At 61.6% G+C, this 23,904-nt stretch carries 17 protein-coding genes; 7 read left to right on the top strand and 10 right to left on the bottom strand.

The window, feature by feature from the left end; all coding sequences use genetic code 11:
* Positions 1 to 42: 42 nt before the first annotated feature.
* The 4 genes from G3N99_RS00260 to G3N99_RS00245 form a co-directional block, all read right to left on the bottom strand.
* Entirely contained in the window at positions 43 to 732 is a 690-nt protein-coding gene (locus G3N99_RS00260) for a hypothetical protein (protein WP_206121284.1), read from the bottom strand.
* Between the two features lie 205 nt (positions 733 to 937).
* A complete protein-coding gene (locus G3N99_RS00255) occupies positions 938 to 2,086 on the bottom strand; it encodes an MFS transporter (protein ID WP_254601431.1) in 1,149 nt (382 codons plus the stop codon).
* Positions 2,087 to 2,327: 241 nt separating this feature from the next.
* A complete protein-coding gene (locus G3N99_RS00250; RefSeq protein ID WP_206121283.1) occupies positions 2,328 to 3,206 on the bottom strand; it encodes a phytanoyl-CoA dioxygenase family protein in 879 nt (292 codons plus the stop codon).
* A 20-nt stretch (positions 3,207 to 3,226) separates the two neighbouring features.
* The gene (locus G3N99_RS00245) at positions 3,227 to 4,084 is read right to left on the bottom strand and encodes an NAD(P)-binding domain-containing protein (RefSeq protein ID WP_241011336.1); all 858 of its coding nucleotides are present in this window, start codon (positions 4,082 to 4,084) and stop codon (positions 3,227 to 3,229) included.
* Between the two features lie 781 nt (positions 4,085 to 4,865).
* Here G3N99_RS00245 and G3N99_RS00240 point away from each other — a divergent pair.
* Together G3N99_RS00240 and G3N99_RS00235 are read left to right on the top strand one after the other, a co-directional pair.
* Entirely contained in the window at positions 4,866 to 5,495 is a 630-nt protein-coding gene (locus G3N99_RS00240; protein ID WP_174932359.1) for a TetR/AcrR family transcriptional regulator, read from the top strand.
* Positions 5,496 to 6,081: 586 nt separating this feature from the next.
* The gene (locus tag G3N99_RS00235; RefSeq protein ID WP_174938103.1) at positions 6,082 to 6,681 is read left to right on the top strand and encodes a TetR/AcrR family transcriptional regulator; all 600 of its coding nucleotides are present in this window, start codon (positions 6,082 to 6,084) and stop codon (positions 6,679 to 6,681) included.
* Positions 6,682 to 6,823: 142 nt separating this feature from the next.
* Here G3N99_RS00235 and G3N99_RS00230 read toward each other — a convergent pair whose 3' ends face one another.
* On the bottom strand, positions 6,824 to 8,284 hold the full coding sequence (locus tag G3N99_RS00230) for an aldehyde dehydrogenase family protein (RefSeq protein ID WP_206121281.1): 1,461 nt from the start codon (positions 8,282 to 8,284) through the stop codon (positions 6,824 to 6,826).
* A 566-nt stretch (positions 8,285 to 8,850) separates the two neighbouring features.
* Between G3N99_RS00230 and G3N99_RS00225 the strand changes: the two genes are divergently transcribed.
* The 5 genes from G3N99_RS00225 to G3N99_RS00205 all read left to right on the top strand — a co-directional run bounded on the left by G3N99_RS00225 (position 8,851) and on the right by G3N99_RS00205 (position 16,677).
* A complete protein-coding gene (locus G3N99_RS00225) occupies positions 8,851 to 9,831 on the top strand; it encodes an aminotransferase class IV (protein WP_174932977.1) in 981 nt (326 codons plus the stop codon).
* Positions 9,832 to 10,236: 405 nt separating this feature from the next.
* Positions 10,237 to 11,556 carry a DUF1329 domain-containing protein gene (locus G3N99_RS00220; protein WP_241011332.1) on the top strand — a complete coding sequence of 440 codons (1,320 nt, stop codon included), beginning with the start codon at positions 10,237 to 10,239 and terminating at the stop codon, positions 11,554 to 11,556.
* A 52-nt stretch (positions 11,557 to 11,608) separates the two neighbouring features.
* On the top strand, positions 11,609 to 13,279 hold the full coding sequence (locus G3N99_RS00215; protein ID WP_254601428.1) for a DUF1302 family protein: 1,671 nt from the start codon (positions 11,609 to 11,611) through the stop codon (positions 13,277 to 13,279).
* 7 nt (positions 13,280 to 13,286) lie between these two features.
* Positions 13,287 to 15,686, top strand: a complete 2,400-nt coding sequence (locus tag G3N99_RS00210; protein WP_206121306.1) for an MMPL family transporter — start codon at positions 13,287 to 13,289, stop codon at positions 15,684 to 15,686.
* Positions 15,687 to 15,708: 22 nt separating this feature from the next.
* Positions 15,709 to 16,677 (top strand): YCF48-related protein, encoded by a 969-nt coding sequence (locus G3N99_RS00205; RefSeq protein ID WP_241011330.1) that lies wholly within the window; start codon positions 15,709 to 15,711, stop codon positions 16,675 to 16,677.
* A 348-nt stretch (positions 16,678 to 17,025) separates the two neighbouring features.
* On the opposite strand, the gene G3N99_RS00200 is transcribed toward G3N99_RS00205, so the two are convergent.
* The 5 genes from G3N99_RS00200 to G3N99_RS00180 form a co-directional block, all read right to left on the bottom strand.
* Positions 17,026 to 17,715 (bottom strand): response regulator transcription factor, encoded by a 690-nt coding sequence (locus tag G3N99_RS00200; RefSeq protein ID WP_174938095.1) that lies wholly within the window; start codon positions 17,713 to 17,715, stop codon positions 17,026 to 17,028.
* A gap of 591 nt (positions 17,716 to 18,306) precedes the next feature.
* Complete coding sequence (locus G3N99_RS00195) at positions 18,307 to 19,926, bottom strand: choline dehydrogenase (protein ID WP_174932343.1); 1,620 nt, start codon at positions 19,924 to 19,926, stop codon at positions 18,307 to 18,309.
* A gap of 221 nt (positions 19,927 to 20,147) precedes the next feature.
* Positions 20,148 to 21,098, bottom strand: coding sequence for an alpha/beta hydrolase (locus tag G3N99_RS00190; protein WP_206121279.1), 951 nt, complete (start codon positions 21,096 to 21,098; stop codon positions 20,148 to 20,150).
* A gap of 33 nt (positions 21,099 to 21,131) precedes the next feature.
* The gene (locus tag G3N99_RS00185) at positions 21,132 to 22,622 is read right to left on the bottom strand and encodes an NAD(P)/FAD-dependent oxidoreductase (protein ID WP_206121278.1); all 1,491 of its coding nucleotides are present in this window, start codon (positions 22,620 to 22,622) and stop codon (positions 21,132 to 21,134) included.
* 296 nt (positions 22,623 to 22,918) lie between these two features.
* Positions 22,919 to 23,902, bottom strand: coding sequence for an alpha/beta hydrolase (locus G3N99_RS00180; protein ID WP_206121277.1), 984 nt, complete (start codon positions 23,900 to 23,902; stop codon positions 22,919 to 22,921).
* Positions 23,903 to 23,904: the final 2 nt, after the last annotated feature.

The following is a 23,904-nucleotide window of genomic DNA, read 5'->3' as shown; positions in this document are numbered from 1 at the left end:
CCCGCATGAAGATCCAACGGCAATCCGCTGGCCGCGCGGCAATCACTGCGGATTTCGTTCCAGGCTGCCAAGGGTGTAGCGTCGATTGAGGCTCGTTGCTTTTTCCTGCGCGCGCTCCAGCGCGCAATAAGCGTAATACAGCGAGACGGACAGGTAAGACCAGGAAAGCAACGCAAAGATATAAAAGATCATGTGATCATGGTCACCCGGTATAGGGTAGAAGTCATAGGTGCTCGCAATAATCTGCGTGGCGACCAGTGCCACGATCACGCTCACGGCGTTGCGCTTGTCGCCAATTCGCAGCAACTTCCTGACAACGTACACGAGATACACCGAGAACAACGACCACATCACCAGATAGAAATACGGCTTGGGCTCAACCATGAAGTCTGCCGTCCACACAACGACGGTTCCCGCCAGCGCGCCCACCACATACAAGACCTCAGTGAAAATCGATGGTTTATGTCGGTGCGTAACAGCCATCATGCCGACGATAGTGATGATAGGTACGCCGAAACCTCTGGAAAATGCATCGCAAAAAAGCGAGTTACTGAGAAATGCATGCTCGCCAGTCAGCGCATTGAGCATCAAATTCGATGCCGAGAACGTCGTCACCAGCCACTCGAATCCGAGGAGGCCGTTGCGCCGCTTGAGAAGCTTGACGCCGTAGACGAGTGAAGTCGTTATCAACGCAAGATCAGCAAGGCAATAAAGATAAAATTTGAGTTCCATGACACATTCCAATGATCGTCAAGAATTTGAGTAACCATCGCGCTTGCCAACGTCGATACCCACCCTTGCATCACCTCTCGACGCGAGAAGACGCGACCGGCATGGATTGGTTTCGCACCGGCATGTCAGGCGGCCGGCGCCGCCCCGGGCACCCGCAGGGGCCGGGGCGCGTTCGCGCGGCAAGCTGATCGCTTCGCCTCACGCGTCAAGCGATAGCTGCCTCGGAATGTCGCGACCTGAGCTGACGGATCGCCACGCTGGTCAGAAAGATCGGCACCACCAGCAACCCGACGGACAGCCAGCCGACCGCACGCAAGCCGGCCGCGCTGAACACCATGCCGGCGATCGCGGGGCCCACCGCCAGGCCAAGATTGATGGCCGACGCACAGGTCGCGGTGCTTCTTCCGCTGGCGTCCATTTGTGAAAGCGCCCCCACCATGTAAGGGGCAACCAGCGTCGCACCGGCACTGATGAGGGCAGTCGACACGAGAAACGCCCACCTGCCGCCCACGCAATACATGCCCAGGCTGCATACGATCAGAAGCGCGAGCCCAAACGCGATCGGTTTGAACAGACCAAAACGATCGCCCAGCCAGTTGACCGCTACCCCCACCGGCAACTGGAAGGCCGCATTGACCATGAACAGCATGCCGAGTTGTTCCGCTTCAACGCCTCGGGTTGCAGCGACCTCCGCGGCGAATCCCATGAGGGCCGTCTGCGAGACGTAGATGAAGAAAGCGCTGATCAGAATCCCTCGGACGTCACTGGATTTGATGGCGTCCTTCGCGACCGTTTCCTCGCTTGCGTTGATGGCAGGATGCATGAACGCGCCGAAAAACAGCGCCACCACGACAACGGCGAGCTGGACGGCATCCACACCGATATTGCCGATCTTCACATTCACGATCGGGACGACGTACATCGCACAGGAAAATATGATGGCCATCGCGACAGCGACTTGAGCCGCGACCTTCTCCGGGTGCTTGACGTGTGCAATCACCCCGTACGCGCAAACACAGCTGACGCCCAAGGCGGCGCCGAGCACCAGTTTCGCAGCGACGAATACATAAAAATTATGCGAAAACATCGCACACGTCGACAGAACGGCAAGCGCTGCCGCAGCGAGCGCCCCCGTTCTCTTGTTCAACGTCGCCATGTGACGACCGAAAATGATGATGGAAAGCGCAAGACAGAGCAGTACCGCGGACGCAAGCCATCCAGCGGTGCTTTCTGACAGTCCGAACCGGGCCATCGATTCTTCGATGTTGAACGGAAGCAGGTAGGTGGGCGTCCAGACCACGGCCCCGGTATAAAGCAGGGCGATTTTCCGGATTCCCTTGATTTCGTAACTCACGATCGACTCCTTGACTTTTGCACGAATGCGAAATCGTGGCGAGGCATCGAATTGCCCTCTTTTTCGCATCCGCACTGACACTGTTTCGAAGACTGCTTCGTCCAACCGAAAAATCGCAATTTCAGAATTGCTCGCGCTTCACCGACCTGTTGCATTCCGTCGATCGACTACGATGCCGTCAGGTGATGGAGTCGCCCGATTTCCGTGTGAAAGCCGGGCCCGGACTCCCCCATCCCGACCGTTAATCGAAGTGCCCGACCTCGAGGAAATCCTTCATTTTCAGCAGGTCATTCGGATCCGACATTTGACCGTTACGCTCGACGAAGCCGGCAAAAGTCGTGCCGTACGTCCAGCCGAGCAGGCGCTGCAGTTCTTCCGGATAGCGTTTCACGCGTTCGATCGGCAGCGTGAGGTACTGGTTTTCTTCCTGCCGGAGGATGGCCAGGTCATACGACATCGTCAGGCCGGTGCGCGGTGCATCGCTGGTGTTCTTTCCGCCCCCGTGATAGGTGGAGCCGATGAAGAACAGCGCATCGCCGGCGGACATTTCCGCGGAAATGGCTTCCTCCTGCTTGGGGCTACGCTCGTCGTCCCACTTGTGGCTACCCGGGATGACAAGCGTGGCGCCGTTTGCCGCCGTAAAGTCGGATACCGCCACCATGACCTGGAACCGGGCCTCGCGCCCATAGTTCGGGTGCCGCCAAAGCCATACGGAATCGTCACGATGCAACGGCTGAAGGCCTTGACCCGGCAGGATCTGAATGGCTTGCGTCACGCCCACCTGAATATCGGGAGCGATGTCGACCTGGTTTTCGCCGCTCCAGATCTTGATCGGCGTCTGCAGGATGTTGCGCGCCGCGCCCAGATAGAGCGGATGCAACGCAACTTCGGCCATCCAGTCGGTACGCGCAAAGAGGCGCGAGACCCGACGCGTCTGTGTACCGGCGAAGTAATCGTCTACTCCGTTCGGAGCGGACTGGAGCGTGTCAAAGAGCGATCGCTGAATCTGCGCGAGCAAGTCGGAACCGAGAAAGTTCTTGACGATCGCTCCACCATCCTGGCGAACTGCGTTCGCAAGATCTTCAGGAGTGCTATCGCTTGAAAGGCGTTGCAACGACATGGTGCTTCCTCCAACAGGTGTCAATGATTGAAAAGTGCCGCGTATCCTCGGTCACCACTGCCTTCTGCAATGGATGCCAGGATTCGCTCGCGTAGCGCCTTCAGAATTCGCGGCGGCTGCCCGATATCTTCCTGCGCCTGCTGAAACAGTCCGGTGGCCCGCGCGTAGATTTCCAGATCTGCGCCTCGTGGTTGATAGTCTGAAGCCGCCACGGATTCGAACAGACCTTCGATGAAGTGGGTCTGACCGGCGATATAAGTTGGGATCAGGTCGCGAATTTCGTCGATCGAAATGCCTGAATTCACCACGAATCTGAGACCTTCCAGGAAGGCCGCGCCAGCACCGAAAACGAAGGTGCCCGTCAACCCGGCATCGAGCACGTTCGGCACATCGGGTCTGGCACTGACGTAGGTGGATTGCGGCGCAATCTTTCGAAGCAGAGGCTCGACTTCGCTCCAGATCTTCTCGTCGCCACCCAAAAGGATGACGGCGCTCTCACGACCGATATCGGGCGGGAAGCACTGGATTGTTCCGCTGATGAATTTTGCGCCGGCACCCGTCACGATTTGATCCAGTACCTGGACCTCGGATGGGCGCCCCGTTGCCAGATTGACCACCGTTTTCCCTTTCAGCCGCTCGCCCAGCGCCTCGAAGTCCGCCGCGAGGTCAATCGGTGTCGCCGTCACGACGACGATGACGTCTGCCTGATCGCAGGCTGCCGTGGCGCTATCGGCAACGCGTGCGCCCATTTCATGCACGCGCTGCGCCTTCTCCGCTTTTCTGTTCCAGACGACGACCTTCTCGCCATCCGCAATCAGGGAGGCGGCAATTGCAGACCCCATCGCCCCCAGGCCCAAGACAGCAATCAAATTGCTCATTCGCATTCCCTATCGTTGTCGTTGACCACATCACCAAGAGAGATTCATCGTTCAAGTCAGCAAACAAGATCTCACGACTTGGTCATATGACTACAAAGCAATGCACATGCCAACCCGATTCAAGTGATCATCCTTCCCTGCATTGCGGCTGACGCGCCCGGTGGCAAAACACATGCCCCGGAGCGGGGATTTCGCTGCACCAAGAGAAACCCAAAGTCACGTCAGCGGTGCAGACAAGTTGACTTGATCAAATGACCACGTATCCACAGGCACGAATCTTATGCCTCGACAGGACATTTGGAATACGGAGTTTCCATTAGCCACCTCGTGAAGGCGCCGTACAAGCCAACGCAGCGGCGCTCATTCCGCGCGACGCGTGGCTGCCCTTTTCGCCGACGCACGTCGGTCACCGCATTTGCGTATCTCCCGAGACATCAGCATCGAAACCGGAACGCAAACGCCGCCGGACAAACGGAGCACCGCTTGATCAGCCGGGCCGATGCCCAATGAATGAGTGCGCCCCGGGTTCCCGAAGCAGGCCGCCGAGTCGCGTCGGCTTCGTGATGTTTGCCGGGCACGGCGATGCACCGATGCGGCGATCACGCGCAACACGTACCTGCGAACGACTTTTCCCGCGCCGCCATGGCGGCACAACATCCGTGCAGGACAACGCCTTGCATTGCTTGCGAAATGCCGTCCATCGTCATGCTAATATCCGAGGATTCGACTACCCTGCACGGGTAGCACCTTTGGACGAAGACATAAAACGGAGCTCTGGCCAATGCAGAGAGTACGGGCTGAAGTCCGCCGCCAGGACCTCGTAGCGGCGACTGTCGCAGTGATTGCAGAGCACGGCGTGAAGGGTGCCACGACCCGCCGCATCGCCGAGGCCGCAGGGTGCCCACTGGCTTCCCTGCACTACGTCTTTCACTCAAAGGACGAGCTGTTATTCGCGGTCTACGAGTCCTTGATCGACTTGATCCGCTCGGATAGCCCGGAGGCGCCGGAGCACGGCACCCTGTCGGAACTGGCGGAGTTCAATCTGCGCTCCGTGATGGCCTGGTTCGAAGCAAACCCGGCATACGCGAAGACTCAATCCGAGTTGTATACGTGGGCGCTCCGGCATCAGCCCGACATGGCCATTGGCGCCCTTCGCATATCCCAGGAAGGTGCCCGCGCCATGCTGGCCTCCGCCGAGCCCCGTGCAGATGCCAAGGCGCTGGATGCCATCGCGCGGCTGAGCATCGCCCTGGTCGACGGACTGCTTTTCTCGTGGTTTGCCCAGGAAGATTCGAAGCGTCTGGCCACCGATGTCGACCACGCCAGCAAGATGCTGGCCGCCTATGCGACGACGCTTCAGGACGCTCGCCCTGCCGCCAAGACCCCTCGCAAGTCGGTACGGAAGCAATAAGCTCCTGCCACCTGCCCCGAGGCACCGGCTCCCCGGTGTCCTCGCGGCGGCAGCGTCACGTCGCCTCTTCAAAATGACCGCACGGTGCGCGGCGCATGACATTTTCAGCTTTGTCCCGTGCGCCGCCCTACTCGCCAGCGCTGCTCGAAGGTGCTTTCACGAACCGTTGTGCGCGTCCGGCCGCGCACGTGCGACGCGAGGTGATGGGCACCGCCGCAAATCCACACGGGCTGCGACCAAGCCGCCCGTTTCCCATCGCATGGAAGCCTGACGCTCCCGGCAGGCAGCCCTCGGTCTTACGTTGCCGCTCTCGCGCTCACGGGTTTACCTCCATCGACAACGCCTCTTTGTCTGCTTAACGTTGACCGATCAAATGATCAAGTCAATCGATCATATTCTCCAGAATCCGCTCAACCAAGCGAACTGAATATTCAGGGCACCCGTGGCCCGGCTCATTCATGGACAAACTTTCAAGAAGCCGACATAATTCACGAGCGTTATGGTCACTTGACCATGTATCACGGATAAACACTACACCTGTGTATGACGTGAACGGAAGAGGATTTTCGGGTACCGGAGTTTACCAATGACAAGAGTTCGCGCTGCGTTGCGGCGACAAGATTTTGTTGACGCTGCCGTTGAAGTCATCGCCGCGCACGGCGTTGCCGGAGCCACCACGCGGCGAATCGCCGAAGCCGCAAACTGCCCTCTGGCATCGCTGCATTATGTATTCCATACCAAGGACGATCTGTTCGACGCGGTTTACGAATCCCTGTTCGACCTTCTCGCGGCGAATGCCCCCGCTGACAGGGAATTTCATTCTTTCGGCGAACTCGCCGGATGGCAGCTGCGCAAGATGGTCGAATGGCTCGTGCAGCATCCGTCGTACGCCCGCGCACAGTCTGAACTGATCCAGTGGGCAGAGCGTCATCGCCCCGATTTCGCGTTGAAAACCTATGTCGAGACGATCGAGCGAACGATCGCTTATCTCGGCAAGTGCGCGCCACAAGTCAACCACGACGCGATTGAATCCGTCGCCAGAATGAGCATCATCCTGATCGATGGATTGCTGAACAGTTGGCACGGGGACACGAATATCCGCCAGCTCAGGGCGAACCTGGATCATGCAAGTTCAGCGCTGGAGGCGTTTGCCACCTCCCTCTCGAGCTCGACGGTACAGGCTTGAGCGTCGACACGGCGCATCATTGCACCCATAGCCGGCAGCCCGACAGCACCCGTCAGCGCTCCGCCACATCGCACGCTTCGATCTTGCCGCCTTTCCGTAGACGGACGTCCGCATCCCGCCGGACGCCCGTCGTCGATTCCCGCTAGCTGACGGCGCCCGGCGTCGCGCCGAACATCGACTTCGTCTCCAGGAACTCCTCGATACCGGCGTAGCCCCACTCTCGTCCATTGCCGGATTGCTTGTACCCACCGAACGGCGCAGCGATATCGACAGCCGCGCCGTTCAAATGCACCATCCCCGTCCGCAATTTTCTGGCGACGCGCTCCGCCTGTTCGGTCGAGTCTCCATAGACGTAGCCGGACAATCCGTACGGCGAGTCGTTGGCGATGGTGACGGCGTCCGATTCATCCCGGTAGGGGATGATCACCAATACGGGGCCGAAAATCTCCTCGGTTGCAATCTTCATGCGATTGTTCACGCGGCTGAACACCGTCGGCTTGACGTAGTAGCCTCGCTCAAGCCCGGAGGGATTGCCGAGCCCACCCGATAGAAGCATCGCGCCCTCGTCGATGCCCACCCGGATCATCTCCTGCACCTTTTGATGCTGGCGCTGGTTCGCCATCGGCCCCATGGTCGTGCCGGGATCGCGCGGATCACCGACGACGACCTGCCCGCATGCAGCGACCGCGATCTGCTCCGCCTCCTCGAGCCGATGCGCCGGCACCAGCATGCGCGATGGCGCGGTGCAGGTCTGGCCGGAATTGGCCATCATCTGGAGCACCCCGTGCGTGACGCCCTGCTGAAAGTTCTCGCTATCCAGAATGATGTTCGCCGACTTGCCGCCCAGCTCCAGCGTCACCCGCTTGATCGTCGTCGCAGCGGCCTGAGCCACCTCCACGCCAGCGCTCGTCGAACCCGTCAGCGACACCATGTCGAAGAGCGGGCTGGACGCAATCGCCCTGCCCAGGCGCTGCCCGGCGCCCTGCACGAGATTGAATACGCCGGGCGGTACGCCGGCCTGCTCGAGGATCTCGGCGAGAACGATGGCCGAGTATGGTGCATTCTGACTGGGCTTCAACACGATCGTGCAACCCGCCACCAGCGCCGGCGCCACCTTGCACATGACCTGGTTCATCGGCCAGTTCCAGGGCGTAATCAACCCGCACACCCCCACCGGCTCCTTGACGATCCGCGACGTGCCCTGGGTTCGTTCAAACGGATACTGCTTCGCGACTTCCAGGGTCGTATGGAGGTGCCAGAGCCCCAGCGCCGCCTGAAGCGGGCGAGAGATGGCGTCCATCGGTGCGCCCATCTCGAGCGTGATTGCGTCGGCCATATCCTGCAACCGCTCGGTGTATGCACCGATCACGCGCTCGAGCAGCTTGAGCCGCTCAACGAGGGGCGTGTTCGAGAATGCCGCGAAGGCGTCGCGCGCCGCCTCCGCGGCCAGGTTCACATCGGCTTCGTCAGAGAACAGCAACACGCCGGAGACTTCGCCCGTCGCCGGATTGATGATGTCGTGCTCTACGCCACCGTTCGCAGGCGCTACCCAACGGCCGCCTATGAACGCCTTGCGGAGATGGTCTGCTTCGAAAATCGGCATCTGCTCGCTCCATGTCAGTTGGTATCGAGGGCGAGTCTTCAGCCTTCTGGATCGCCCGGGAGGATCCATACTATCGTCTTTTTTGATCATTTGGCCAAGTCACATGACTCGGTAATAATCAGTATTGCCACCGGCCCGCCAAAGTAAGACGCTTCAGGGAACGAACCGTCATGCCGCTGCAAAAGATCTGCAGCGGGTGTGACGCGATGATGATGGAGACGACACCACGAGGCGGCTTCCGGCGAAGCTCGCGACACGCCGAAGCCACTTTTCCCAGGCGGATCGGTTTGGTCTGCCGAAACGGACATTCGACCATCACGGCCGGCAGACAAAGGTCTGCTCGCCGCTCACGTATCCAGGCAGGCCTCACAGAGGGTTAACCTTCATCGACAAGGAATTTTTCGAGCAATACTTTCTACTACACGGTCATTTGATCAAGTCATATGGCAGACTTCACGCCGGATAGCCAGGAAGTAAGCAATCCGCAAAGAAGCGCACCGCGATCCGGTCGCTTTTGACGTCAACATCGAACGACAACACTCCCACGGGAGCGAAAGGTAATTACCATGGCAATCATTCAAGTCCAGCAGATCATGCACGAGAACCCGCTGCATGCTCGCGCTCCGCATGAACCCCGCTACGAAGATGGCAGCGCCTTTTGTGACGGCAATTACGTTCCCATCACCGAAGCGACCGTCCCGCTCGTCGACGCGGGATTCCTGCACGCCGACGCGGCCTACGATGTCGTCACCGTCTCGCGAGGCAACTTCTTCCGGCTCGACGATCACCTCACGCGCATGGAAGAGTCGTCGGCGAAGTTCTTCCTCGAGAATCCGTTCAATCGCGAGCAGGTCAAGGAGATTCTCCACAACCTCGTGCGCAACGCCGGCCTGAAGGATGCGTACGTCTGGTGGTGCGTCACTCGCGGCCCGCTGAGCGTCGATCGCCGCGACCGCGGCGCAATGAAGAACGCGATGTTTGCATTTGCCGTGCCGTTCTTCTTCCAGGCCGACGACGAAGTCCGCACGCGAGGCTCGAACCTGCTGATCAGCAAGCTGTACAACCGCATTTCCGCGAAGGCGGTCGATCCCACGGCCAAGAACTTCCACTGGATGGACATGAAGCTCGCGCTGTTCGAAGCGATGACGCAGGAGAAAGACTGGGCGGTTCTCGTCGACGAAAGCGACAACCTCACCGAAGCAGCCGGTGCGAACGTGTTTTTCGCCAAGAACGGGGAGCTCTATACGCCCGCCGAAGGCTGCCTGCTGGGCATCACGCGCCAGAGCGTCTTCGATATCGCCGCCGAGCTCGGCATCAAGGTGAACATCGGCAAGTACACCGCGACCCAGCTGCGCGAGGCTGACGAAGCATTCACCTCGTCATCGGCAGGCGGGATCATGCCCGTCAGCGCAATCGACGATCAGCCGCTCGGCAGCCGCAACGGCCCCGGCCCGATCTCCGAGAAGATTCACAACCTCTACTGGGAGAAGCGCTGGGCAGGATGGCACGCGCAGCCGGCTGAGTACTTCTCGTCGGTCCCGGCATAAGCCGGAAGCCAGAAGCCGTTCAAAAGCGGCGCGTACGAAGCCGGCCCGGTCGAACAAGCCGCATCCGGCCCTGGTAGGCGCCCAATAGCTGCATGCATTGACGAACCGTCCGGCGCCCCACCCAGGCGCCGGGCAATACGAACTTCTACGTCATAGCGATGACCTGAAGTTCGGTGATTCAACAAAACAAAGTACAAGCACACCCCAATTCATTTCGCATAGCTAACAAACGGACAGGACTATCGGTACCTTCATCCGTATTCACCTATGCACAACCCTTTGGCGGGCGCACGTCACCTGGTCAAGGTCAAGGAGATAGCCGTGGTCAAGACTCATGCTTTCAAGAAATCTGCTTCGCTCATCCGATCGGCAGCGAAATTGTCCGTCATCGCTTCCGCAGTCGCGATGTCTTTGACCGGTGCGCTTGCGGAAGGTACGGATTCGTCCCACACGCCGTCGGGCGCCGAAGTCGCCGGCACCGCGAGCGGCATTCCCGCATGGACACCGGTGGGCAACGTCGGCTCGGGCTGGAGTTACGGCAAGCGCCGCGCGGATTTCTTCAAATACAAGTCCGACAAGCCGCTTTATACGATCGACGCCAGCAATGTCGACAAGTACGCGGACAAGCTCAACCCCGGCCAGATTGCGCTGTTGAAGAACCTGAAGGGCTTCACGATGCCGGTGTATCCGTCCCGGCGCACGTGTGGCGTTCCCGATTTCGTCGCGGAAAACACGAAGAACAACGCGGGCTTCGCCAAGATGAACGCGGACGGGTCGGAGCTCTCCGATGCCCATCTCCCCGGCTACCCCTTCCCTTCGCCCAAGACCGGCGCGGAAGTGATGTGGAACGCGAAGCTGCACTACCGCGGCGCCGGCGTCGAGATGCGCGACATCATCACCGTCGTCTCCCCGCGCAAGGGCGCGTCCGACTGGATCAAGAACGTGTCCGATGCGTGGATCTACCAGCCGTGGGGCGACAAGGCCGGCACGACGTTCGCGAAGGTCAACCAGGTCGAAGGCAACGCCTACTACGCGTACAAGTCCCCGGCGGCCATTGCCGGCCAGGCCGCGATCTTTACGACCTACGCCGGCAAGCCGACCGAAGTCTTCTACTACTTCCCGGGCCAGCGCCGCACCCGCCGCATGCCGTCGTATGCGTACGATGCGCCCCAGATCGGCTTCGACAACCAGTACAACATGGATGAAGCACTGGTCTTCTCCGGACAGACGGACCGCTTCTCCTGGAAGCTGCTCGGCAAGAAGGAAATGATCGTTACCTATAACGACCTGGGCATGTATGACTTCTCCGACAAATTTGAAGACGCCTATGGCCCCGACTTCGTGAACCCGTCGAAGCGTCGCTACGAACTCCATCGCGTATGGGTCGTGGAAGCCACGGTCAAGCAGGGCATGCGCCATACCGCGCCCAAGCGCCTGTTCTACGTCGACGAAGACAGCTGGAACTACCTCGGCGCGGTGGACTACGACGCGCAGGGCAACATCTCGAAGGTGCGCGAGGGTTACGTCATTCCGGTGTACGAGACGGGGAGCTGCGACACGCTCGCATTCGCTCAATACAACCTCGTCGATGGCCGGTACCTCGTGGACGGTTCGATGCTCGCGGCCGGACGGGACGCGAAGTGGTCGGTCGATTCGTCGGCGGACCAACACTACAAGCCGAGCTTCTACAACGCCGATAACCTCCGTGCGTTGAGCGAGCGTTGACAGGGGCCGAAACAAAATGGCTACCACCTCCTCATTACAGCCCCGATCCAGCGTGGCTTTCGTGCGCGCCGCGATCGCGGCGCTTGTCGCCGTCGGGTGCGGCAGCGCGCACGCCTTCACGTTCACGATCGGGAACGTCGAAGGCAGTTTCGATTCGACGGTATCGGCAGGCGTCGGCATTCGCACTGCCTCGCCAAGTTCCAATCTCGTCTCGCCGACCTACAACCAGGCCACCGGTGCGCAGACCGGTGGCGGCCGACTCGGTCAATTGAGCGGCCTCTCCGATCAGGGCGACATCAACTACGGCAAGGGCGATCCGTTCACGAGCTATCTCAAGGGCAGCCACGAGCTGCTCCTGAAGATGCCGTCGCAGGGGCTCACGTTCATGGCACGTGGCACCTGGCAATACGACTACTCCGGCACCCACACGACAGGTGCGACCAGCGGGCAGAACCTTTTCTATAACCCGCCACCCAGCCTGAACGGCGGGCTCTCGTCCGACGCCGAGAAGAACATCCGCTTCAAGCCACGCTTGCTCGACCTGTGGGTCAGCAAGCAGTTCAACGTCGGCGACCAGATCGCGCGCATCCGCGTGGGTAACCAGGTCGTCAGCTGGGGCGAAAGCATCTGGGAAGTCGGCGGGGTCAATGCGACGAATGCGATCGACGTGAATCGCGCGTCCCAACCCGGCGCGCAGGTCAAGGAATTCATCCTGCCTGCACCGATACTGAGTGTCGCGTCCGGCGTGGGTCACGGCGTGAACGTCGAAGGGTACATCCAGAGCAACTGGAACCAGAATTACCTTCCCCCGGTTGGCAGCTATTGGTCGAATCAGATCGTCGGGCCCGGCAACAACGCGTATGGCGTCTCGACCGTCCATCCGAAGAACGGCGGGCAGTATGGTTTTTCCATTCGCTACCAGCCGGCGGGAACGGACCTGAATCTCGGCTTCTACACGATCGCGTACCACGACAAGTTCCCGCAAGTCTCGCTGAGTTCGACGGGCGGGACGATCTTCCGGTTTCCGGAAGACCGTCACATGATCGGTGTCAGCGCCAACTTCCCCGTTGGCGACTGGGCAATCGGTACCGAGCTCTCGTACCGTCCGCGAGATGCCGTTCCGCTGAATCCGGCCAGTGGATGCGTCGCGCAAGGCGGGAACTGCTGGGTCGACGAGAAGCGATTCCAGTGGCACCTGACGACCCTCTACTCGCTCCAGCCGGGCAATTCCGGCGCATTCCTCAAGCTGCTCGGCGCCCAGACCGCCACGCTGACGACCGAGACGGTGATCATTGCGTATCCCGGGCTTCACAAGAGCTACGGCGGGTCGCCGATTTCTCCGGGTGCGCTGCTGTGGGGGAACGAATTCAACGATCTGTTCGCGACCGGCGCACTCAACTCGCCGGGTAGTGCACAGGGCACGAAATACTCGGGCGGGATCGACGTCGATTTCAACTGGGTTTACGACGGCACGGTCATTCCCGGGTGGCAGGTCAATCCGGGGATCTACCTCCGGTACGGCCTCTTCGGCAATACGCCGAACGTGAACGCCCAGTTCATGCGCGGCGTGACGGCGATGAACCTGTATGTGAATTTCATACAGAACCCGGCGAACTGGCAGGTCGCCTTGAACTACACCCGCTTCATGGGCCCGACCAACCCGCTGGCCAACCCGCTACGTGATCGAGACTTCGTGGCAATCGTCGCATCCCGCAATTTCTGAGGTCAATATGAATCAAACGCCTGTTTCCGACGCAGCCCGGCCCAGCAAGCTGCTAAGAATTCTTCATTCGCTGGAAAATACGCTGTTCGGTCACAGGCGTCTCGTGCTGGGGCTTCTGGTTCTCTTCACGGTCGTCATGGCCTGCTTCGCCGTCAAGCTTCGCATGGACGCCGGGTTCGAGAAGCAGCTTCCGCTCGGCCACGAATACACGCAGACGTTCAACGAGTATCGCGGCGACCTGCTCGGCGCCAACCGCTTGATCGTCGTCGTCAAGGCCCGCAAGGGCAGCATCTGGACGCCGGACGCGTTGAAGCGCCTGTATGAGGTCACCCAGGCGGTCACGTTTCTGCCGAACGTGTCTCGCAGCAGTGTGCAATCGCTCTGGACTCCGAATTCATTCGTCAACGAGATCACCGAGGACGGATTCCGGGCCGACCCGCTCATCCCCGGCACCGTGACGCCCGATCAGCTCGACAGCAATACGGTCGGCGCCATTTCGCGCTCGACGGCCCAGGGCGGCTTCGTCGGCAGCCTCGTGTCGCGCGACCAGAGCAGTGCAATGGTCACGGCCGACCTCAACGAGCTCGACGCCAAAGGTGAGCGGGTCGACTATGTGGCATTCGATCAGGCGCTCGAAGCGCAGTTGCGATCGAAGTTCGAGGATTCGAACTACGAGATCCAGATCATCGGTTTCGCGAAACAGATTGGCGATATCGCAAACGGCGCATCGTCGGTCCTGAAGTTCTGCGCGATCGCCCTGCTCCTGACCGCGCTGGCCGTCTACTGGTACTGCCGCTCCATTCGCCTGACGATCCTGCCGCTGACCTGTTCGCTCGTCTCGCTCGTCTGGCAGTTCGGCACGCTGCATCTCCTCGGCTACGGGCTCGACCCGTTGGGCGTGCTGGTTCCGTTCCTGGTATTCGCGATCGGCGTGTCGCACGGCGTCCAGCAGATCAATTTCATCGTTCGCGAGATCTCCCACGGGAAATCCGTGGAGCAAGCCGCGCGATCCAGCTTCAGCGGGCTGCTGATTCCCGGCACGCTCGCCCTGGTGACCGCTTTCGTCTCCTTCGTCACGCTGATCCTGATCCCGATCCCGATGGTTCGCGAGCTCGCGATCACCGCTTCGCTCGGCGTGGCGTACAAGATCGTCACGAACCTGGTGATGCTCCCGCTGGCAGCGTCGATGCTCAAGGTCGACGGCAATTATGCAAAGAATGCAGAGCTGCATGCCGCGCGTCGTGGCCGCGTGCTCCGGGTTCTCGCAAAAGTCGCCGTTCCTCGCAATGCCGCGATCATCCTGCTGGCGGCCGTCGTGGTGTTCTGCGTGGCGGCCTGGGAAAGCCGCGATCGCGTCGTCGGCACGCTGCAGGCAGGCGCGCCCGAGCTTCGCGCCGACGCCCGCTTCAACAAGGATTCGGTTTCGATTGCATCGAGCTACGACGTCGGCCTGGACTGGATTTCCGTCGTCTTCGAAGCGCCTCCCCAGTCTTGCAACAACGTGGAAGTCGGCGCTTATCAGGATCGCTTCGTCTGGTCGATGCGTGCCGTCCCCGGCGTCTTGTCGGTCGTTTCGTTCTCGTCGTTGCTGCGGCAATACAACGAGGGGTACAACGAAGGCAATCCCAAGATGTCGGCGATCCCCATCGACCCCGACAACTATTCGTCGCTGGCCGGCGAGGTGGCCCGCACGCCCGGCGTGATGCGCAAGGACTGCAGCATGACCGCGGTGAACATCTATCTGGCCGACCACAAGGCGACCACGATCACCCAGGTGATCAACGCCGCGAAGCATTTCCGCGATACGAACAAGCTGCCGGGCGTGAAGATCCGGCTCGCCTCCGGAAACGCCGGCGTGCTGGCCGCGGTCAACGACGAAATCGAGCGCAGCGAATTGCCGATGATGCTGTACGTCTATACGACCATCGTCCTGCTCGTCCTCGTCACGTACCGTGACCTGCGCGCGGTCCTCGCATGCTGTCTGCCGCTGACGATCGGCACCTTCATCGGCTACTGGTTCATGAAGGAGCTGCAGATCGGCCTGACCGTCGCCACGCTGCCCGTGATGGTGCTGGCGGTGGGTATCGGCGTCGACTATGCGTTCTATATCTACAACCGCCTGCAGCTGCATCTCGCGAACGGCGTCGGCATCGTCAAGGCGCTCGAACAATCGATCCTCGAGATCGGGACGGCCACCATCTTTACGGCCATCACGCTCGCGATCGGCGTCGCCACCTGGTCGTTCTCCGAGCTCAAGTTCCAGGCGGACATGGGCAAGCTCCTGGCGTTCATGTTCATCGTCAACATGGTCATGGCCATGACGGTTCTGCCCGCCTTCGCCGTCTGGCTCGAGCGCATCTTCCCGCGCCGCCGGCCCGCACGCGCTCCCGGCCTGCTCGCCCATTGAAGAAGAAGAGGATTCCATGACCATGAATCGCAAGGTTCTCTCCCTGTCGGCCAGTATCGTCGTCATTGGCGCGCTGCTGGGCGGCATGCAAAGCGCGGTATCCGCAGCGGAACTCAAGCCCGTTCCGGCCGTCCAGTCCAGCATCGCAACGCAGTCCGCGGTGCTGGATGCAACGTGGGCAGGCCCGCGGGTAGTGAGTGTCGGTGCGAACGGCATCATCCTGCTGTCCGACAACCGCGGCGCGACGTACCGTCAGGCCAAGGCCGTGCCCGTGAGCTCGACGCTGACGTCCGTCAGTTTCATCGACGCCCGGACAGGGTGGGCCGTCGGCCACTGGGGCGCGATCCTGAAGACGACCGACGGCGGCGAGACGTGGGAGATTCAACGTCTCGCGACGACCGAGGATCGCCCGCTGTTCGGCGTTCACTTCATCGATGCCGACCACGGCGTGGCCGTCGGGCTCTGGTCGCTGATCCTCGTCACCGATGACGGCGGCAAGACCTGGACAAAGAAAGAAGCCGTTCTCCCGAACGGCAAGAAGTCGGACCTGAATCTGTTCGGTCTTTTTTCGAACAGCAACGGCGAGATCTTTGCGACGGCCGAGAAGGGACAACTCTTTATCTCCAGGGATAAGGGCAACACCTGGGAGAGCGTGGAGACCGGTTACAAGGGGTCGTTCTGGTGCGGCGTGGCGCTGCCCAACGGCGTGCTGCTGGTCGGCGGGCTGCGCGGCACGTTGATGCGAAGCGAGGACAACGGCCATACCTGGTCACGCGCGACGCTCGACACCAAGAATTCCATTACCGCGCTTGCGGCCCGAGGCTCCACGGTATTGGCAGTGGGTGTCGACGGGCTGCAGGCGCAAAGCGCCGATGATGGAAAGACGTTCCAGCGCCTGCACACCCAGACCGGGACGACGTACACCGCGGCGCTCCCGTCGCCTGGCGACAAGTGGCTGATCTTTTCTCGCGACGGGGTCGTCGCGCAGTAACTGTCGGATGTCTGATTCTCGCAGCGGGCCGTGTTCTTGAAATACGGCTCGCTGTGTCGAAGCCTGCCGCCCCGGGATGGATGGTGCGGCCAAACAGCGATCGAGTTCTCCTACCCTCGAGGCCAAGGGTAACGCGATGAAGCCGCGGCGTACGGCCGCGCCGCCCGCCCGCATCCCACATGAGGCCCCAGGCCAGGAGATGAGGTCAGTGATCTGCACAACCGCCGCAACGGCTCCGAGCGGACGATCTCCTGGTGGCACACCACTCTCTGCGGCACGCACGTAACCGCCGCATGCACACTCGACGAACAGCGGATTCGGACCACGAGCGAGCGACGCCCGCCCCCGTCAGCCGGATTTCTGCAGGCGATAGCCGACGCCGTGCACACTTTCCAGGATGTCCGACACCCCTTCCGCCATCAGCTTTTTCCGTAGCCGGGTCATGTGGCTGTCGACGGTGCGTGTGGATGCGCTTACGTCGGCCATGCACGCATCGAGCAATTCGATACGCGTAAATGCCCGATTCGGCAGCCTGGCCATATGAGCCAGCAGGCGGAATTCGACGAGGGTCACGGCAACCGGCGTTTCACCGGAGGACGTCCGTACGCACACCCTGTAGCTTTCCGTATCGACTTCGAGCGCGCCAACCCGGAGACGACGCTCAGGCGCGAGCGCACCGGAGCGGCGAAGCATCGTGAGCAATCGCGCGACGACCACGTCCGGGTTGAACGGCCTGACGATGTAGTCGTCGGCGCCGGCGTGCAGGGCGCGCAACCGCTCCCCGTCCAGATCACACGCCGACATGACGACGATGGGGGTATCGCTTTGTCGTCGAAGCTTGACCAGCGTTTCCAGGGTATCCGCACGCAGTTCACGGACGTCGAGAATGATCAGATCCGGCTTCAGGTTCAGTTGCGTGGCAAGCATGGCCTGCGAAGCGTTGGTCTGAAAGGTTCGAAACCCGTTGCGAGTCAGGCAGGTATCGAGTGTTGACGACATTTCCGGTGCGTCATCCGCGATGAGTATGAGCGAGTGCATGTTTGAATTTCCGAGTCGTCGCCTTTCGTGCGCGTGAACACCTTCCGGACGGCGTTCGACGCCGGATGGGGTCCAGCTTCACTGACACGAACCGGCACGACTCGACGAGTTGAAAGCGGCGTTCGGCATGACGCATGCCGAAGCCATCGGGATAGAGGCTGGGGAAGAATATTTCCTGCACCCGGACGAGGCCGGACGCCGAGCAAGGTCGATCGGCTGATGGGTTCGTTGGTTCGTAGGTTGCGGCGACGCATCGCCGCGAAGCAAGCACCGGTCTTGCTCCGGCGGTTGGCACACAGAGGTCGCCACCCGGCATCCGGGCTTCGGGTGGCGACATCACGTTCCTCGTGCTCGCCTTGCTCTTCCAGGAACAAGGATGCTTTTATGATCGGCGGTTGGTTGCGTCACCCGACCTCGCCGCTCAAGCGCTCGACGCCAGAAAGCTCGCGATGCCCCAGCAGCGTCCAGCCTTGCCTCAACCGGCCAGACGTCACTGCATGCGCCATGCTCGCAACGTCCGAGTCCGGTTGAGGCCTTCGTGCCGGCGCAGGTCGGCACGAGAGCGGGCCGGTCAAACCACCATTCCGGTTTTCACGCCGACATCGCAGCCGGGAATCGCGAGATGCTCCGAATCAGATCCGAGGCTTTCTCCCCGATCATGATCGTCGGCGCATTCGTGTTTGCGCCCACCAGCGTCGGCATGATGGAGGCGTCAACCACACGCAGGCCTTCCGTTCCCCGTACGCGCAACTCGGCGTCGACGACGGCGAGCGCGTCGTTCCCCATCCGACACGTTCCTACCGGGTGGTACACGGTGTCGGTCCGCTCGCGCAGCAACGCACGAATGTCGTCATCCGATCGCGACCGGGACGCGAACAGGTCCTCCGTCACGAACTCGGACATGGCCGGCGCCGCCATCAACCGCCGGGTCAGCTTGTAGCCCTCGACCAGGACCTCGAGATCATCCGCATGCTCGAGAAACGCCGGGTCGATCAACGGCGCGTCCAGCGGATCGGCGCTTCGCAGCTTGACCGATCCACGGCTTTTCGGCCTCAGCAAGCACACGTGACAGGAAATGCCATGCCCGAGCTGCACCTTCCTGCCGTGATCGCTGACGGGCCCCACGACAAAGTGCATCTGAACGTCCGGTCGCTCCAGATCGGGACGCGTCTTCAGGAAGGCGCCGCCTTCAGCGAAGTTGGTTGTCATCGTGCCGTCCCGCGACGCCCGGTATTGCCTGATGTCGCGCAACGTCTTGATCCCGCCGCGTACCGATACCCCCAGCGCGTCCAGGCTGTTCGTCTTGTAGCTGACAACGAAGTCCGGGTGATCCTGCAGGTTTTCTCCCACGCCCGGGAGATCGGCGACGACCTTGATCCCGTGACGCTCGAGTTCGTCCTTCGGCCCGACGCCGGACAACATCAGCAACTGGGGCGACTGAAACGCGCCGGCGGAAAGGATCACCTCCTTCTTCGCCCAGATCGTCTCGACATTCCCGCCGCGCGTGACCTCGACGCCAACGGCCCGTTTGCCGTCGAACACGATGCGCCTGACCTGCGCGCCCGTCTCCACCGTCAGGTTGCCGCGCGTCTTCATGTGCGGGAAAAGATAGGCCCGCGCCGCACTCCAGCGCTCGCCATTCTTCTGGGTCACCTGGTAGATGCCGACGCCTTCCTGCTCCGCACCGTTGAAATCGTCCGTGATGGGCAAGCCGCACTGACGTGCGGCGTCCAGCCAACGGCCCTGAAACGGATTACCGGTCCTCAGGTCGCTGACCCACAGCGGGCCGCCGCGCCCGTGCCATTCATTGCCGAGGCGCTCGTTGTGCTCGCTTCGCTTGAAATAGGGAAAGACGTCGTTCCAGGCCCAGCCTTCGTTGCCGAGCGCGGCCCAATCGTCGTAGTCGGCATGATGGCCACGCGTGTACACCATCGCATTGATCGCCGACGAGCCGCCCAACGCCTTGCCACGCGGCTGGTAGCCGCGTCGCCCCTGCAGCCCCTTTTGAGGCACCGTCTCGAACGCCCAGTTGTTCAGCCGGGACGGGACCATCAGCACCAGGGCGGCCGGCACGTTGATGGGCCATCCATCGCCGGTGCCGCCGGCTTCGAAGAGGCACAGCGTCACATGGGGATCTTCGGTCAAACGCGAAGCCAGCACGCTGCCTGCCGAGCCGCCGCCTACAACAAGATAATCGAATGAGTTCTTCACGGTCTGTGTCCTGGATAGATGCCTGAGCGCTTCACAAGCAACTACCTGATGCATCGATTCCGCCACTCGCGTCGCGGCCTCACCGAGCCGTTGCGCAATCGGCTTCATTCCGTCATGCATCAGCACTGCGTGGCCGCACCGGCAACGTTGGAGGTCATCCATCGAACCGCATGCGGCCACGAAATGGCGAAAAGCGAAATCAAGTCGCTACCGCCAACGTATCAATGGTGCTGCGCGCTGCCGAGTACCTTCCGAAAGCTCGCGATGCCCTTGTCGATCCACGCCTGGGCGCCCGGGGAGATCGCCCCCATGTCGAAGAACCCGTGAATCATGCCGTCGCACCGGATCGTGTCGACCTTGACGCCGCTTGCGTGAAGCAAGCGGCCATAGGCTTCGCCCTCGTCGCGCAGCGGATCGAATTCGGCGGTCAGGATGACGGCAGGCGGCAACCCGGCAAGGTCCTTCGCACGGATCGGCGCCAGTCGCGGATCCTCCCTGTCGGTACCGTCGAGCACGTAATGTCGCTCGAACCAGGCGATCGTCTCGAGGTCGAGAAAGTAGCCTTCGCCGTTTTCCTTGAAGGAAGGAAAGCCGGCGCGATCCTGCGCGACCGCGGGGTAGATCAGGAACTGCGCGGACAGCGAAATGCCGTCGGCGTGCAGTTGCTGGGTCACGACCGCCGCAAGATTGCCGCCGGCGCTGTCACCGGCCACCGCCACGACGTCGCTTCCGCCCAGCTCACCCGCGTTCGCGATCACCCATCGGGTCGCGGCAATCGCGTCGTCCGCCGCGGCCGGATACGGATGCTCGGGCGCCAGCCGGTAATCCACCGAGACGACGACCGCGTTCGCGCCACGCGCCAGCTCCCGGCAAATTTTGTCGTGCGTGTCCAGATCGCCAATGACGAACCCGCCGCCGTGGAGATAGACGACCGTCGGCAGATGACGATCCTGGGTCGGACGATAGAGCCGCGCCCGCAACGATCCGGCCGCGCCAGGAACGGTCAGGTCTTCCACGCCGTGAATGTCGATCACGGCCTCTGGCGCGCGAACGGCGCGTGCCAGGTGCTGCATCAATCCGCGTGCCTCTTCCGGGGCTGACTGCGGCAGCGGTTTCGCGCCGGACCCGGCAAAGGATTCGAGAAAACCAGCGAGGTGCAAATCGAGTGCCATAACTATCACCTTTAATCGAACGTTGCTCGGAGATCAGCGGTACACGAGGACTTCGGCATCCGGGCTCAATTCCGGGATGGTCTGGCGCTCCTCCTCGTACTCGAAGTGGTGCTGCCACGGCATGCGATCGCCACGCGAGTGCATCTGGTGTTGCGACCGCATCACGTACCCGGCGTTGAAGTTGTTCGGGTCCGTCCACGGCAGCCGCTGCATGTCGGCGTCCTCGGCGCGCAGGCGCGGTTCCACCGTCTTCGCCCCTACCTTGTCCATATGTGCCAGGACGCGGCAGGTGAATTCGCAGACGAGATCGGCGCGCAGCGTCCAGCTCGACCGGTAGTAGCCGTAGATGAACGCCATGTTCGGGATACCCTCGATCATCATTCCGCGATACGAGACCCGCTTGGTCATGTCGACCGGATCACCGTCGACGTGAAAGGCGATCTGGCCGAAAGCGCTCATGTCGAAGCCGGTCGCCGTCACGACGATGTCCGCCTGCAGGTGCTCGCCCGACGCCAACGTGATGCCGTTTTCGTCGAACGATTCGATGGTGTCCGTCACGACGGAGGCTTTCCCGTCCCGGATCGCCGTGAAGAGGTCGCCCTCGGGCACCGCCGCCACGCGCTGCTGCCACGGGCGATAGCTGGGGTTGAAGTGCTTGTCGACGTCGAACCCTTCCGGCAGCTGTTGCCGGGTCTCGTTGATCAGCCAGTCGCGAACGGCGTCCGGGTTCGCCGCGGACAGGTTGATCAGGTCGAATGTCTGCTTCAGATGCGCACGCCGCAGAATCTCGGACCGCCACTCTTCGGGCAGGCTCAGTTCGCGAAGCGTCGCGTCCAGTTGGTGAGTCCAGGGAACCGCCGTGAAGAACGTCGGCGACCGTTGCAGCATCGTCACATGCGCCGCAGTGCCGGCCATCGCCGGAATCAGCGTCGCAGCGGTCGCGCCCGAGCCGATCACGACCACCCGCTTGCCGGCATAGTCGAGGTCTTTCGGCCAGTGCTGCGGATGAATGACCGTTCCCTTGTAGCGATCGAACCCGCTCCACTTCGGCGTAAAGCCCTGGCGATGGTCGTAGTACCCGGCCCCCAGCCACAGGAAGTCGGTGGTGAGCGAGAAGTGTTCGCCCGTATCGTTGCGCGACACCTCGACCGTCCAGCGCTTCTGCTCGCTCGACCAGCTCACCGTTTGGACACGATGCCCGTAGCGGATCTTCGAGCCGAGGTCATATTCCTTGACGACATCGCCCAGATAGCTTTGGATCTCCTCCGCCGTGGCGATCGAGCGGCCCTGCCACGGGCGGAAGCCGAACGCATACGTGTACAGGTCGCTGTCGGAGCGCGCGCCGGGGTAGCGATGGGTCCACCACGTACCGCCCAATCCATCCATCGCTTCCAGGATCGCGAACGAGCGGTCCGGCAGGTTCATGCGGAGATGGCAGGCGGCATCGATCCCCGAGATCCCCGCCCCGATGATTAGTACCTCTACGTGCTCAGGCGAACACGAATCTGCTTGATTCTTAGTCATGAGATCCCTCCGATGACCAGTTATTGAAAATATCCGTAACGCCGCACGACTAGATCATCCGACTTGGTCATGTGACTACGAAGGAAAAAGACGCCTGCACGTGTATGCCAGCGACAACGCTTCAAACCAGCACGAGACAACCCCCTACGCACCCAACCGGTCACTCCGAACATGATCAATTGACCAAGTTCCACGGTTCCCAGTCTATGCAGTCGAGGGATAATTTGAATCAGGAGTTTCCATTACACGATCGGTCGCGAAGGTTGCATGCGTCGGCCCGCGCGACGATCGAAGCGTCACGCGTCGAAACCGTCCTGTTCGGCAAGCCGTCGAACAAAGGAAGCAGCGCGATCCAGCAGGTATCTCGCCGCCGGGATAGCACGGGCTGCGGTGACGATGCCGTGATGGTGCCCAGGCAGATGGTGATGCTCGACCTTGCTCCCGGCGCGGGCCGCGCATGACGCGTAGGCGATGCCTTCGTCACATAGCGGGTCCAGCCCCACCGTGGCAATGAACATCGGCGGTTGCCGCCGCCCTTCCGCATGCAGCAGCGGGGACAGGCGTGGAAGATCAAACGGCGTGCCGGCCGGCACGTAGTGCTCCCGGAACCAGAGCATCGACTCGGCGACGAGCGGAAATCCGCCCTGAATGCGCTGATATGACGGGCGTGACGCCGTCAGGTCGGTCACGGGATAAAACAGGACCTGCCCGATGATTGCGGGCCCCACCGCCGAGGCCGCATTGGCGATGAGGGTCGCCATATTGCCGCCGGCGCTGTCGCCCGCCAGGATCACCCGGGATGCATTGATGGCGAGCGCGGAAGCGTTGGCCATCAGGTAGTCCAATGCCTGCTCGCAATCTTCGAGCGGGACCGGCCACCGGTGCTCCGGCGATAGCCGGTATTCCACCGAAGCAACGGCACACCCGCCATGCCGTGCGAGATGACGGCAGATGCCGTCATGCGTGTCCACGCTGCCGATCACCCACCCGCCGCCGTGAATGAAGACGACAAGCGGGTTGCCGTCGGCGCCCGCCCCGGCGGGCGGGCGATAGAGCCGTACCCGGATGCTGCCGTTCGCGACGGGAACGTCGATGTCTTCGTGGACAACGGCCTCGTCACCCGTGAGGCCGTTCAATTCGCAGGCACGCACGAAGTTCACGCGCGACTGGTCGACGGAAAAGCTGCCGTAGTGTCGTCCGCCCAGTTCGCGGAACGCCCGGACGGCGTCACGGGCATCGTCGGCCACCTCCGTCAGCGGCAACCAGTGCACTGATGTCATGT

The organism is Burkholderia sp. Ac-20392 (assembly GCF_017104585.1).
GTDB lineage: Bacteria > Pseudomonadota > Gammaproteobacteria > Burkholderiales > Burkholderiaceae > Burkholderia > Burkholderia lata.
Note: the sequence above shows the minus strand (reverse complement) of the source record. Positions and strands in the feature narration are given on the sequence as shown.